Source organism: Nocardia tenerifensis NBRC 101015, from assembly GCF_000308715.1.
In the GTDB taxonomy this organism is placed as follows: Bacteria; Actinomycetota; Actinomycetes; order Mycobacteriales; family Mycobacteriaceae; genus Nocardia; species Nocardia tenerifensis.
On sequence record NZ_BAGH01000119.1, the window covers coordinates 70,782 to 83,787 of the forward strand.

General features: G+C 65.7%; 13 protein-coding genes, 1 tRNA gene and 1 pseudogene. 6 read left to right on the forward strand and 9 right to left on the reverse strand.

The features are described from left to right. Positions 1-745: 745 nt before the first annotated feature. The 4 genes from ON39_RS45760 to ON39_RS50470 all read right to left on the reverse strand — a co-directional run bounded on the left by ON39_RS45760 (position 746) and on the right by ON39_RS50470 (position 4,052). A complete protein-coding gene (locus tag ON39_RS45760) occupies positions 746-1,924 on the reverse strand; it encodes a competence protein CoiA family protein (protein ID WP_146251260.1) in 1,179 nt (392 codons plus the stop codon). A gap of 291 nt (positions 1,925-2,215) precedes the next feature. Then, positions 2,216-2,785: a restriction endonuclease gene (locus ON39_RS47165; protein WP_211336403.1), complete on the reverse strand. Its 570-nt coding sequence runs from the start codon at positions 2,783-2,785 to the stop codon at positions 2,216-2,218. A 71-nt stretch (positions 2,786-2,856) separates the two neighbouring features. Continuing rightward, positions 2,857-3,801: a hypothetical protein gene (locus tag ON39_RS48620; RefSeq protein ID WP_146251261.1), complete on the reverse strand. Its 945-nt coding sequence runs from the start codon at positions 3,799-3,801 to the stop codon at positions 2,857-2,859. 119 nt (positions 3,802-3,920) lie between these two features. After that, the gene (locus tag ON39_RS50470; RefSeq protein WP_255219249.1) at positions 3,921-4,052 is read right to left on the reverse strand and encodes a hypothetical protein; all 132 of its coding nucleotides are present in this window, start codon (positions 4,050-4,052) and stop codon (positions 3,921-3,923) included. Between the two features lie 472 nt (positions 4,053-4,524). On the opposite strand from ON39_RS50470, the gene ON39_RS48625 reads away from it, so the two are divergent. Both ON39_RS48625 and ON39_RS09910 read left to right on the forward strand, forming a co-directional pair. Beyond that, positions 4,525-4,608 (forward strand) — tRNA-Arg (locus tag ON39_RS48625). A gap of 97 nt (positions 4,609-4,705) precedes the next feature. Continuing rightward, entirely contained in the window at positions 4,706-4,924 is a 219-nt protein-coding gene (locus tag ON39_RS09910) for a hypothetical protein (RefSeq protein ID WP_040733094.1), read from the forward strand. Between the two features lie 531 nt (positions 4,925-5,455). Here ON39_RS09910 and ON39_RS09915 read toward each other — a convergent pair. After that, positions 5,456-6,235, reverse strand: coding sequence for a MerR family transcriptional regulator (locus ON39_RS09915; protein WP_051186467.1), 780 nt, complete (start codon positions 6,233-6,235; stop codon positions 5,456-5,458). 842 nt (positions 6,236-7,077) lie between these two features. Here ON39_RS09915 and ON39_RS09920 point away from each other — a divergent pair. Both ON39_RS09920 and ON39_RS45765 read left to right on the forward strand, forming a co-directional pair. Further along, positions 7,078-7,758, forward strand: coding sequence for a phosphoribosyltransferase (locus ON39_RS09920; RefSeq protein WP_051186468.1), 681 nt, complete (start codon positions 7,078-7,080; stop codon positions 7,756-7,758). Positions 7,759-7,868: 110 nt separating this feature from the next. Next, positions 7,869-8,405 carry a hypothetical protein gene (locus tag ON39_RS45765; RefSeq protein ID WP_051186469.1) on the forward strand — a complete coding sequence of 179 codons (537 nt, stop codon included), beginning with the start codon at positions 7,869-7,871 and terminating at the stop codon, positions 8,403-8,405. 75 nt (positions 8,406-8,480) lie between these two features. Here ON39_RS45765 and ON39_RS51405 read toward each other — a convergent pair whose 3' ends face one another. Further along, a complete protein-coding gene (locus ON39_RS51405; protein WP_040733096.1) occupies positions 8,481-8,729 on the reverse strand; it encodes a hypothetical protein in 249 nt (82 codons plus the stop codon). A gap of 253 nt (positions 8,730-8,982) precedes the next feature. On the opposite strand from ON39_RS51405, the gene ON39_RS09935 reads away from it, so the two are divergent. Beyond that, entirely contained in the window at positions 8,983-9,885 is a 903-nt protein-coding gene (locus ON39_RS09935) for a ricin-type beta-trefoil lectin domain protein (RefSeq protein WP_040733097.1), read from the forward strand. Between the two features lie 93 nt (positions 9,886-9,978). Here ON39_RS09935 and ON39_RS09940 read toward each other — a convergent pair whose 3' ends face one another. The 3 genes and pseudogenes from ON39_RS09940 to ON39_RS09945 all read right to left on the reverse strand — a co-directional run. Beyond that, entirely contained in the window at positions 9,979-11,175 is a 1,197-nt protein-coding gene (locus tag ON39_RS09940) for an MFS transporter (protein ID WP_211336405.1), read from the reverse strand. Positions 11,176-11,225: 50 nt separating this feature from the next. Then, a complete protein-coding gene (locus ON39_RS51270; protein WP_083894357.1) occupies positions 11,226-11,534 on the reverse strand; it encodes an SDR family oxidoreductase in 309 nt (102 codons plus the stop codon). Next, positions 11,467-11,883 (reverse strand): annotated as a pseudogene (locus tag ON39_RS09945) (SDR family NAD(P)-dependent oxidoreductase); the annotation flags it as partial. The gene ON39_RS51270 and the pseudogene ON39_RS09945, both read right to left, overlap by 68 nt. Before the next feature lie 154 nt (positions 11,884-12,037). Between ON39_RS09945 and ON39_RS09950 the strand changes: the two are divergent. After that, positions 12,038-13,003, forward strand: a complete 966-nt coding sequence (locus ON39_RS09950) for a LysR family transcriptional regulator (protein WP_211336406.1) — start codon at positions 12,038-12,040, stop codon at positions 13,001-13,003. Positions 13,004-13,006 lie beyond the last annotated feature (3 nt).

A 13,006-nucleotide genomic window follows, 5' to 3' on the forward strand; every position in this document is an offset into this window, starting at 1 on the left:
CAACTTGTGATGTGCGACACGAAGGTAAGGGGACCGCGTGCTGGCGTGACCGATGGACTTCCGGTCCACGTTCCTAGACGACCCTGGATATTGCCTGGGAGCTTCGCGGGTGAAATTGGGACCATGCAGTCCGCTCCATCAACAGTCGGGTCGTCGCTACACCGCTTGTCTGATTCGGATGGGCGGGAATCGGATACGCTTGCCCGCGAACCGGTTCCCCGCTCGTGGTTTGGGGTCGGTGCGCATCCTCGCCGTGGGACGCGGCATCAATTCAGTGCGTTGTTCGGACGACCTGAAGCCGCGTCCTGGGAGAGGAGGTTGATAGGTCGATGCCGAAGAAGCGGAAGAAGCATCGAGACAAGGCAAAGGCCCCGGTCTACTTTGCGGTATACCCCGAGGCCCTTGTCAGTTGTGTGATCCGGTTGCTGCTACTGCTCTGGTTAGGGCAGTTCTTCATGTGACCACTAGGACGGGTAGTTCTCGTTGGCGCGAGGGCTACCCGTTCCACAGCCTCCGAGAGGCTGTTCGATCCTGGGTCGGCTACGTGCTGTAACCAACCGGCGTCACCATCGTACGAGCAACTTGCCCATATGGGCACCGCAGGTACCCATATGGGCGCCCGAATGACCCATATGGGCGCAAAGGATCTTGTTGGACGCATCCCCTCCTGACCAGTCCGCTGCTGAGTTGGCTGGACGGGTCCGCCGAATCCGAGTTAGCCCGCCGTACCGACATCCAGCCGGAGTTAGCCCACGCTCTTCGACGGTTGACAGCGTTGGACAGTCCTCGGATCCAGCTCAGCCGGGAATGCTTGGCGGCACCCGGTGCAGTGCGCCGGTCGCGGCTTGGTTCGCGGGAGAGGCAGGCTAGGCGCATCGCGGTAGTCGATGATGTGGCCGGCGGCGTGCAGCGCGTTTTGCAGGGCAATCCATTTCAAGTGTTTTTGAGCGGCAGTATCGAAGATGTTCTGTGCAGCGCAGGGCTTCTCGCGGTCGGTGGCCTGCACGGTCGGCGGGGTTGATGCTGGAGCTTGAGGTGTGCTGGTAGGACGGCGCTGCCGTGAACGAAGCCGGTCGAGCACCTTCTCGACGGTTTGAATGTGACGTCGTTGCTGTTCTTGCTGCCCGGCCAGCTGAGACTGTAGTTCGGCGGGAATCGAAATGCCGTGCGGCGTCAGTTCAAGCTGAGTCAACGGGTACTGGTGTGCAACAAGCTCATCGCCGACGCAGGGTGGGAGATGCTGCACGCGCATATCAATGTCGTGGTCGGATGCTCCGAACTGGTGGCGATGCGGCGCGCCGACCATGACCGTCACGACCTCCTTCCACGGATCCAGCGTCCACAACTGCTGCGCGGGCTCAGCGCTGCCGAGAACTATCCAGGCGGTCGGGCTCTGCGGGTGCCACAGCCACACGTCCACCACACCCTCACGCGCATAGTCACGATGACGCCGGATCCAGTCGGCATCCGGCATGCGATAGCCCTGGGCCTCTAGCCCGACCTGGCTGCCATCGTCGAACCTGACGCGTACGTCGGCTCGTCGCCTGCGGTTCGGCAGCCACACCTCGGTACCGACATCGACGACACCCGGCTGTGTCCGAGCCCATGCGGCGAGCGACATCTTGCTCATCAAATGCCACTCCGAGTCCGGATCATGCTGACCACCAGCCGGGCCCTGGCCCGGTGGATGCGCGAAATGCGGTCGGCGCGCACCACCGACCCGGCCTTTCACCACCGCCGCCGCTCTGCTCGCTGGCGGTGCACCGATGCCCGCGTAACACAACGCGCACACCAATGTCTGGTCGCCGGCGTAGCTCTTGGCCCGCACTTCGGCCATGCGCGGATCGGCAGGATCGGTTGGTGCACAAAGATACTCGTGCCGCGCAAGGTCGAGCGCGACGGTGAGGTTGTCGTAGGAACGCACCTCGAACACCCTTCTCGAATAGTCGACGCCGTCCCGGCAGCGACAAGCGCGCACAGGAAGGCCGTTGCGAGACTGCGCTATTCGACAAAAGAGGTATGTGTGAGATCCGGCTGAATATTCATATGAGGAGAGCTAGTTCGCTCTAACAAGATTCAGTTACGTTTAGCGCCGGGAGATTCGAGGTTCATGAGTTCACTACTACGTGCAGCCCGCGTCGATCCTACGACAACTCGAGGTCGCTGTCGACAGTCCTAGCAGACGGTGACCGCGCGGCAGATCACTGTGTCGATCTCAGTCCCACGGTGCTGGGCCTGTCCGAGAGTCCCATGCCGAGAGTCCCTTCGCTGCCACGAGCAGGATTCCGGCCTTTTGGGCATAAGCCCGTGCGTGTGGCGTGAATGCGTGCGCGGTCGTCACCACCGCTGCGACATCGGCGCTGTGGATGGTGCGCGCGGTGCCGCCGAAACGCTGAACGTCCTGGCTGCCCACGCTACGTGCGTGGCCGTATCGCTTGGCTTGCAACACGATACGGCGCCCGTCGGGCGCTCGAGCGATCACATCGGCACCCAGATCACCGGAACCATCGACCACCTCGACCTGTGTGCAGCCATCGCGTCGGCACAGAGCCGCCAGCGCCTGTTCGAACTCTCTAGGACTCAGCGCATTCTGTCGCAGCGCCGACAGCACACGCGCGTCGTCACGAGTTCGAACCACTCGCCGGTGCCGCACCGCCAGCGCCGCAGCACCGGCCGCGGCCGCGGCCACTGCCACGCACACCACAGCCACTACCAGCGCGGCGGTGTGCTCTGCAACGAAACGGGCGATTCCCGGTATGACTGCGAGCGCCGCCACTCCTGCCATGAACACCACCGCAGCCGAACTTTGCGCCTGTCTACGCCTGCGACGTCGACCTCCCATCAGTCCATTTCCTTTCAACAGCCGGATTGAAATGGAAAGCAGCCCGCCGGAACCCGCTGAGCTGGAGCTTGTTTCGTCTGCTCGGGCTCATCCGCCGGTGTAGGCGGCAACTGTTCCTGGCTGGCCGAGGCCGGGTCTGGCTGCTGGGTCGTATCCGGCCGGGCTGCTGGCTGATGCGGCTTGGTAGCCAGTGCGAGCCCGATCGCAATTACGATAGCTCCGCCCGCAGCCGCGTATAGCAGGCGCCTGCCTCGTCGCTGGGCCGGCACGGTCGGAGTAGGCAGAGGTATCGGCGACGATGCCGGGCGGGGCACATGGAAGCGATCGGCAGCAGGTATCACTGTGCGCGGCAGGGGATCCGGCTGTGCCGGTGTGATGGGTAGCGCTGTAGCCGGAGGTGGTGTCGGCACGGCGATGGGCGGCGGCGATGGCTGGGGGAGCGGGCGCGGCGCTGCGGAGCAGGGCCTCACAAGCGGTGTGGCCGTCTTCCCTGTGTCCTTCTTGGGCAGCTTGATCTGGCCGCGCGAAATGATCACCTGCTCGATCTGGGTCTTTTCATGCCGGATAAGCGTGCTCCGGCCGGTGCGGTACCAGTCGTGATAGTGGCCCACCCCGCCGTGGTTCTCGCCGGCGCAGGCGCAAACACACCGCCACACCGTGTAAGGGTTGGCGTTTTGGCATTTGGCGTCGCACTGCATCGTCTTGGATATCTCGAATAGCATCTCGATCTCACCGAACCGGTCAGCCATCGCCGAGGCCAAGGGCAACAAGTGTTGCGGGCTGATCTTCCATGCAGTGCGGTTATTGCGCTGCACTCGTGTGAGTTTGACGCGTTTTCCCAGCGTCGCTCTGAGCCAGGTGCGGTTCGTTGTCCCCTCGAACGGCAGATATGCATAAAGCTCCGGTGTGGTCGTGGTTCCAGGTGCTATCGCGCGTTCCACCCAGGCGCGTGCCGACATCTATAGTCCCCTTTCGTATTCCAACGCGCGTAGCGCCGGGTCGAGGAATTGGTTTCGGCACAGTGTGGAAGGGGACACCGACACAATCCGCAGTGATCATGACGACAGCCGTGACAGTGTCACGGCTTACCGTCATGATCAAGAACTTTTTTCGCGTCTGCGGCGGCGGTAGTGGCGTTGTCGGCAGGTCGGCGAGCAATGTTGAGCATCAGCGCGCAAGGCGCGGCTACCTGGAAAGATTCGTCGACCACAACCCGGACATACGACACCAGCCCCAAGGTCGCCGACAGCGCCGAACTTCTTACGTACCCGATAGCCCCTGGCAACGCAGGCCGGAGAACAGTACAAGCGCCGCGGATGAGCGTTGTGCGGAAGCAGCGCCTGACAGGCGAGGCACATGCGAGGGCCGGACCGACGGGCCATCCCACCATTGTCCCGCCATGTCCGGGCAATGAAAGCGGTTCGAAGGTGACCCGCGCTCTCAGTTCGAACGGTTCACATCCTCGGTAGCAAACCGACCGGCGCGGTTGTCGGGGTGTTTGCTATGTGTAGGGCGCGTCGGTGGTGTGGGAAGATCGGTCAACGGTCCGATGGGGGCACCGAGACTGATCAGGTCTCTATCTATTCTCTATTTTCATGCGAAGCTAAGCGAAATCGATAGAAGGTCAACGCATCCTAGGTTGCATCGAGGTTTTGTAACTTTCCTGGTAGACGTATAGAATCGGCTAAAGGCGAATCGGGCCGAACCCCAGAATAAGCCGTGGATTGCGAATCCATTGGTCGCGGGTTCGAGCCCCGCCCGCCCCACAAATACCTTCTGAGCTGCGAAAACTGTGAACTCGACAGCCGAGTTGGTGCAGAACAACGCTCCGCCGGCAATGTATTTCGCCGGTAGGGTCCGGACATGGGGCTGGATCTGGACGACATCCGAGAGCTTGCGGCCACGGAGCTGCGCCGCAAGAACCGGAGCAAGCAGGCCATTGACGGCTACCTCACCCGGATCAGGTACTTCGCGGCATACCTCGAGGAGCGTGAGCTTCCGACCATGGCGCCGGACATCACCCGCGTCGGGGATGGCCGAACTCCGCTTGCCCTCCGCGTCGGTTACACCGGCATCGGTTGAAGACAGGCGGCGGTCCGGCGGTTGCCGAGAGTTTCATGCCGAGATTCGTGTGATTTTTCAACGCGCCCAGCGATTTCCGATGGAACCGCGGTCTGCAGGACGCGCGTCTTCTCCGGACTGGACGCCGTTGTCGCTGTCGTTCTGGTGTTGTTCTACGCCTCCGCATCAATGGTCGAAGGTATGCCTGACGAGCAGGTCTCGGCGGGCTGTTAGGGCAACGGGCTAACTTGTCGCGTCTTGGGAACCGGCCTTTGTTCTTTTCACGGATTGGTGCTCTCAGCACTGGCTCGTCCCAGCCGAGTAGTGGGCGTTGTCCGGCGTAGCCGGAGATATGTGAAGACGCCCTGCGCTATGACCGCGGTTGCCAGGGCCGACAACACACTGCTGGGTGCGGATCCGGCAGTGACCAGCAGCCAGCAGACGATGATGCTCAGCCCCAGCGGCAGGGTGGAAGCGATGGCGACAAGTAGACGAGCGCGGTGTTGCATGGTGAACCCTTTCCATCAGGTGATTCGGTGGCAGCGATCGAAGTCAGGCGCGGGCTTGGTCGAGGAAGTCCGCCAGTGCGCGCCATTCATCGGCGGGCGCGGCGGGATCGCCGGACATAGCGGCCGGGTCGTCACGCCAGGCGTTCCGCACTCCTGCCGAGATCCCGGCGTCGTCGCCGGTGAACAGCGTGCTCAACTCGTCCAGGCGGCGCGCCAGCCGCCGAACTCGGTCGTCGGTGGGGTCCACCCCTGCCTGCCGGAGCCGTTCAGCCTTGCGATAGAGCTCCGGCCATTCGATCTCGAGCAGATAGTGTTTCGCGGGCCCGAGCGCCGTCGCCTGGTTACCGAGCCGTTGTTGCTGATCGGTGTCCAGATGTCGGCGCAGTACCTGCTCGCTCGCCGAACCCGCACCGCCGATCGCTTGGAGCGCCTCCAACAGCGCCTCGGACGTCGCGCCCTGTCCGGTCGCCAATTCGGCACCGAGCCGCACCAGTTTTTGCCGCACGGCTTCCAGCGCCGCCAACGACGCCTCGACACTACGCAGATGGTCACCGACCACCCGGTCCAGGTCGATCCCCGAATCCAGACAGACGATGATCGTCTCCAGGCTCAAGCCCAAACTACGCAGCGCCAGCACCTGATACAGACGAACAAGATCGTCGTCGGTGTACTCCCGGTACCCATTCGACGTGCGCCGCGACGGACTCAGGACGCCGATCGCATCCCAATGATGCAACGTCCGCACCGTCACGCCACTCGCCTCGGCAAGCGGTCCGACTGTCCAGCCTCCAGAGTTATCCACTCCCTCACCATGCGCCCTCACGCCACGTCATGGTCAACCAGCATGCTGCACCGGATCCATGCCGCCGGACTACCGCGACAGGTGATCTTCGCGCCCTACCGGAGCAGGCGCCAAGGGTCCGACCGTGCACGGATGGTGCCCACCTTCGGCGTCCCATGCCCGCACACGCAGGGTCGACGGGTGCACCCCGCCGCAGAGGCTTGGCGAGCAGAGTCATATGGTCGCTGCCCAAGATCGTTTGGCGACCATATGACTCTGCTCCATGTTCATTCCGCCAATACTGCTGACTTGCAGAGCCTTTCGGCATTGTGGGACTACTCAGTGGCCGAGGAATGCCCATGGGTCCGTTCGGAGCCGCCGGGCGGACGAGCTGCTAGCTCGCCGACACGCGGTGCGAGCCAATGGTTCTCGGTGCCACTCGGATCGGGTCGGGGCAAGGTGACAGCTCCGGGTGCGGCGGGACGTTCTGGAACCGCACAGGTTTGATCAGTGGGCGCCGACGAATCCGCAGAAGACGATTTCACGAACCCGAGCCCGAGCGGATTCCAGGGCCGCGACCCGAAAACCGTTGCGCCGTAACAGTCCAATGCGCATGCCTCGCGCAGGGTGGATGCCGCCCTGGGTCTGGGCAACCGTCTGGTTCTGCCGCGTCGCCCCGGGCAGGCCTCGCCGGTGAAACATCGAGGACTATGTGACCAGCGGTTATGTCATATTGAGAAACGAATCCACCACGGCGGGTGAGTATTCGACTCGTCGAGCAACCATGTGGCTGCCTTGTCCATCGCGGTGTAGAGTTCTGTGCGCTTCTCCGAGTCCGGCAGTGCGGCTCGCTTCGATGTGGACTACTGACTCGGGAGCAAGCCATGGTTTTTATCGATCGCTCTGACGCGGGATGTCGAATCGCCGAACACCTCGAGACGTTGTCCGAACCCGAGGTGGTGGTGCTGGGCCTACCGCGCGGCGGGGTGCCGGTCGCCTACGAGGTCGCGACCGTGCTCGGCGCGCCCCTCGACGTCGTGCTGGTCGGCAAACTCACCGTGCCGGATCGGCCGTGGCTGACCTTCGGTGCCGTCAGCGAGGACGACGTGCGCATCATCGACGACGACATGGTGGCGCACGCTGCGGTTTCCGAGCCCGAACGGCTGGCGGTGACCCGAGAGCAGCAACACCGGCTGCGCCACTCCGCCGCCCGCTACCGCCGCGATCGTGCGCGCCTGCCGTTGGACGGCGCCACCGCGGTGATCATCGATGACGCCCTTGCCACGGGCGCCAGCGCCCACGCGGCGTGTGCGAACGCCCGCATGCGCGGGGCGAAGCGGGTGGTGTTCGCCGTTCCCGTCGGCGCGACTCGTCCGCTGCGGGTACTGTCCCGGGTCGCTGACCACGTCCTCTGCCTGCAATCGCGGCAGCTGTTCGGATCGATCCGGCCCTGGTATCTGGACTTCGCGCCGGTGACCGATGCCGACGTGTGTTCGCTGCTCGATCGCGCGACCGAAAATCTGCCTGCCCGAGCCCGAGTGACCGCCACCTGCCCGCGCACTTGAGTCGGCACATCTGCCCGCGGGACACCTGGCCTGTACGGCCGGGCAGTCCGGGGCGCGGCGAAGGTGGTCACGCCCCGCGATCGACTGCGGAAAGTGCGAACATAGATGGTGTGAAAGCTGAGGACGGCCAGCATGACAGTGCGGCAGCCGACGCTGCCGGCGCAGGACCGGAATTGTCTGATGAGACGGAAGTCGCGAAGCGGGTAGCGCGATTGCGGCAGGGCGAGCAGGCGTTGGCTCAGCGCGAGGAGTTGGCGGATGCGCGTGAGGAGGCCGCGGACTGGCGCGAGGAGACTGCGGACGCCCGTGAGGCGGCCGCGGATCGGCGAGATGTGGCGGCGGATGACCGTGAGCAGGCCGCCGACCGGCGTGAGGCTGCGGCGGACGCCCGGGAAGCGCGGCTCAATGCCAGGCCGCGGCGTCGGCCTGATGGCAGTTCCCTCGCGCAGACCTCGCGGGAGGCTATCGAACGGGCGCGGGCGCTGCATGTGTCGAGTTCTCTGCGGCTGGATCGCAGCGCGGCCGCGCTGCTGCAAAGCGAGGCACGAGGGAGCATGGAACAAGCCGAGATCGACCGGAATATAGCCGAGACCCGTCGGCAGTGGGACGCTTCGCGACGGGCGGATAGCGAAGACGCCGGCACCTGAGTGCTGCTCCCGCCAGGCATGCCGCCCGCTCTGCGTGTCACTGAATGTTCGTGGCGGCCTGCTGGATTACGTCGGTCACGGCTTCGGGGTGGGAGACGGCGACCGGGTGGAAGGCGGCGGCGGTGGCTTTCTCCTCGAGGGCGGCTTGGCGATCGGTCGCTGGGCGGCGGCTTGGTCGGCGGGGACGTCCGCGGCGGCGCCGATGACGGATCCGCCGTAGGAATGCTCGACGGGAACGACCGGGCCGTCGATGCCGTTGGCAAGACTGCGCAGGGCTGCGGCGTCATAGGCGGGGCCGCGCAGAGGGTTCGCGGCGGCGATCACGGGGTAGTGATTCCCCGTGCCGCGATGGTGTGACCCGTCCGCTGTCGACTCGACGGCAATTGCGCAGCAAGTTTGACCCAGCCATGCACCAGTTCGCGACGAATACATCGCGGGCTGCAATTCGCAGCCACATCAGCCGTGCATCGGAGGTCGTGTGGATATGCGTTCGGATTGTGGTCGGCACCGCAGAGGAAAGTTCGGGCGATGGACGATCCTTGTCGGTACCGCGCTAGCGATCGTCAGTCCCGCGGGTGTGGCCACGGCGGCACCGCAAGGTTCCGCGCAACTCTTCACCAAGTTCTCGATATCGAAAGATCGACCGCCGTACCTCAAAGCCGTGGGTATCTGCCAAGGCAAAAAGGATCCTTCGGCCGGCGCGCTCATGGAGATGAGCTACTCGAGGAAATCCGGTGAGCCGCTGATAGTGCAGCCCGTCGCCGAGAGCAACGGCTTCTCCTCGCACGGTACCGATCCGTACGCCGGGTGGAGCGACACCAACGTGTTCGCCCGCGACCAGGGCGCTCTGCCCGATGGTGTCGAACCGGACATGATCACGGTCCGCCTGATCTGCCACTTCGAGGGAGGCGACGTCGTGAAGGAGGCAACGCCGGACATCGAGAAGATCGGCGGCGGCGCCAAGTCGAACCTGGTGCCGAAGAAGACCGAACCCGACCCGCCGAGCGCGCCGTTCACCATCACCAGCGTCAGCGAGAAGAAGTGTGTCGTGGTTGGCGACGAAAACCTTGGTCTCGCTGACTGCCAGCCCGACTCGAAACGCCAGCAGTGGCGTTACTTTCACGCCACCGTGGAAGGATTCGGCAGCAACCTCATACAGAGCGTCGCCACCCAGCGATGCGTTACCTTTCCTCCGGTCGGAAACGATTTCGCGCTGAACACCCGGCCGTGCGGTGCGGGTACCGCCAGAGACTGGGTCGACTCCGTCGGCACCTCCGGCAATGTGGCGATCGAGACGAACTACACCCTCGAGTCGCCGGCGCCCGATTACAGCGCGGACCCTCAGGGCAGGGTAAAGGTCGTCTCGAGGCACGTTTGCTGGTACGCGACAGCGGATGCCGTCCGGGCCGCGGGGTGTGGAGCCGGCTTCGATGATCGTCGCGACAAGCCCGAATTCCGATGGAAGAGGAACCCTGTGTAGTCGAATCGCGTCGGGCGGTGGCGAGTCAGGACTGCGAAGCGAATTGTGCTGGTCCGTCGCCCATTCGCGGCGGACCAGCACTTCGAGATCGATTCAGGAACGAGTGCTCGGCGTGCGCCAAACGGCCAGCGAGGCAAGCACACTCAGCGCCGCGCCGAACCAGAGCACGGCCGTGAGGGCCACATTGTCGGCGATGATCCCGCCGAACAACGCGCCCAACGCGATGGCGAGGTTGAACATGGCGGTGTTCAGCGCGGTGGCGGCCTCGGTGGAGTCGGGCGCGGCCCGCAGGATCCAGGTCTGCACGCCGACGGGGATGCCGCCGAAAGCCAAGCCCCACAGGACCAATAGGGCCACGCCGGTGATCGGTGTGCCGCCGACGAGGGCGACGAGCACGAGGACCGCGGCGAGCGCCGCGCTGATGGTGACGAGGGCGAGGCGGATGTCGCGCCCGGCGGCCGCGCCGGTGATGAAGTTGCCCGCGATACCGGCGACGCCGAAGGCGAGCAGCACCAGACCGACCATGGTCTTGTCGATGCCGACCACGGACTGCAGGATCGGGCTGACGAAGGTGAAGGCGGCGTAATGCCCGCTCACCAGCAGGAATGTCACGAGGACACCGGCGCGCACCACCGGATTGCGGAACTGCTCGCCGAGCGTGCGCAGCCGCACCGGCCCGGTGGCGGGCATCTGCGGCAGCAACAGCAGCAGGGCGACGACGACCACGAGTCCGAGCCCGCCGAGGACGCCGAAGGCGATGCGCCAGTCGGTGAGTTCGCCGATCAGCGTCCCGGCCGGAATGCCGAGCACGTTGGCGGCGGTGGCCCCGCCGAAGGCGAGGGCGGTGGCCTGCGGGACGAACTTCGCCGGCACCATCCGCACGGCGATCCCGGCGGCCAGCGCCCAGAAACCGCCGATGGCGACGCCGACGAGGAACCGCGACGCCAGCAGGATCGCGAAATTCGGTGCGGCGGCGGACATCACGTTCGCCGCGACCATGAGGGTGATCAGGCCGAGCAGGACGACCCGCCGATCCAGTCGCCCGATCGCCACGGGCAGCAGCGGGGCGGTCGCCGAAGCCACCAGGCCCGGCACGGTCACCATCAGGCCTGCGGTCCCCTCGGATACGTCGAGCGAGCCGCCGACGGAGGTGAGCAGGCCCACCGGCAGCTGCTCGGAGGTCACCACCGAGAAGGTCCCGAGCGCCACCGCGGCGACGCCGAACCATCGTCGCAGCGGCACCCTCTCGGATGCGTCGGCGGCCGCCGTTGAGTCGGCAACGGTCATCATGTCAATCTCCTCACTAAGAACATGAACGTTAAGTAGCTGAGCGCTAAGCTTTATTCCGCGCTACGGACAGCGCCGCCGTCGACGCGGATGGTCTGGCCGGAAACCCAGTCCGCACCCGCGCTGACCAGCCACCCGACCACCGCCGCCACGTCTTCCGGCTGACCGAGTCGACCGCGGGCCGGGTCGGCCAGAGCCGCACGGAGTCCGCGCCGAAGGAGTCCGTCACCGGGCCGGGAGCGACGGCGTTGACCGTGATGTCGCGGCCGGCCAACTCGTCGGCGCCCGCCTGCACTAGGCGTTCGGCTGCCGCCTCGGTGGCCGCGAACAGGCCCGAAACCCGAAAGTGCGCTGCGGCTCAGCGCCGGTCTGCATCACGTAGCGACCGTGGTCGGCGAGGTGACGTGCCGCAGCGCGCAAGGTATTGAACGCGCTGCGGATGTTGCGGTCGATCAACCGGTCGAACTCGTCGTCGGTGTGGTCGAGCTGTGAACTCGGGGCCGCGGCCCCTACCGCGTGCACCACGATGTCGAGGCGGCCGTGCCGGGCAACCACGCCGCTGAACAGGGTCGCCACGTCGGCGGAGCGGGTCGCGTCCGAGTGAATGGCCTCGGCGCTCGGCCCGAGCGACGCGAGCATTCTGGCCGCGGCGTGCTCGCCGGTGGCGTAGCTGATCACGGTGGAAGCCCCCTGTGCCGCAAGCAGTTCGGCGCACGCCGCCCCTGATTCCGGCTACCGCCGACGATCAAGGCGACCTTGCCTGTGAGGCCGGGAGGTGGGGGAGTCATCGGGAACGTCGCTTTCTGGAGTCGGTGGGCCTCCAGCCTGCTGTGCCTGCCCCCGTCGGCGGAAACAGAAGATCGCGGTGACAGCCACCGAGCTTCCCTGTTCCCGTGCAGACCGCTCGGTCGGCTACGGTGGTCCCGCGATCGACCTGGATATCCGCCAGTTGCCATCGTTCCTGGTGGTGGCCCGGGAGCTGAACATCACCCGCGCGTCGGCCCGGCTGCACGTCAGCCAGCAGACGCTGTCCACGCAGATCCAGCAGCTCGAGCGAGCGCTCGGGGTGACGCTGCTGGTCCGCACCTCGCGCGGCGTTCTGCTCGCCCCGGCGGGACTCGAGCTCGAGCGCGGCGGCAACGCGGTCACGGCGGAACTCGGCGAGCTCATCGATCGGGTGCGCGCCACGGACCGGGGCAGGCTCAAACAGCTTCGAGTAGCCTGTTTCCCTTACGCGACAGCGCTTTTCGCGATTGAGGTCGCCGACGCGATGGAGTCGGCGGTGCCCGGGCTCGAGCTGACGACCGTGCGCACCCCGCCGGCAGAGCGCGCACCGTTGCTCGCCGGGGAGGTCGACGCCGCGTTCATGTGGCTACCGCTCGGCGACGCGCGGTTCGGCCACGTCCCGGTGCGCAGCGATGCGCGGGTCGTCGCGCTGCCGCCCGGCCACCGACTGGCCGACCGTGAATCGGTGACCCGCGCGGACCTGGCGGACGAGCCGGTCATCCGGCCCGACATCTTCCTGTCGGAGGAGAACCTTTGCCACTGGGTCGCCGACCCGCGCCCGGACGGCTCCGCCGCGCCGCTCGGCCCGGTCGTGGAGCAGGTCCAGGACTGCCTGATGTTGGTAGCCCGTGGCAAGGGCGTGTGGCTGGCGCCGGAGCCGCTGAGCCGCTGGATCCCCGTGTCCACCCTCCGCTGGCTTCCGGTAATCGACGCTCCGCGTTCGGATTTGGCGCTGGTCTGGACGGCCGACGCGCCGCACGCGTTGGTCGCCAGGATGATCGCCGAGGTCCGCGAGGTCACCGGCTGGCTCGACCCGGCCGCGTGACTT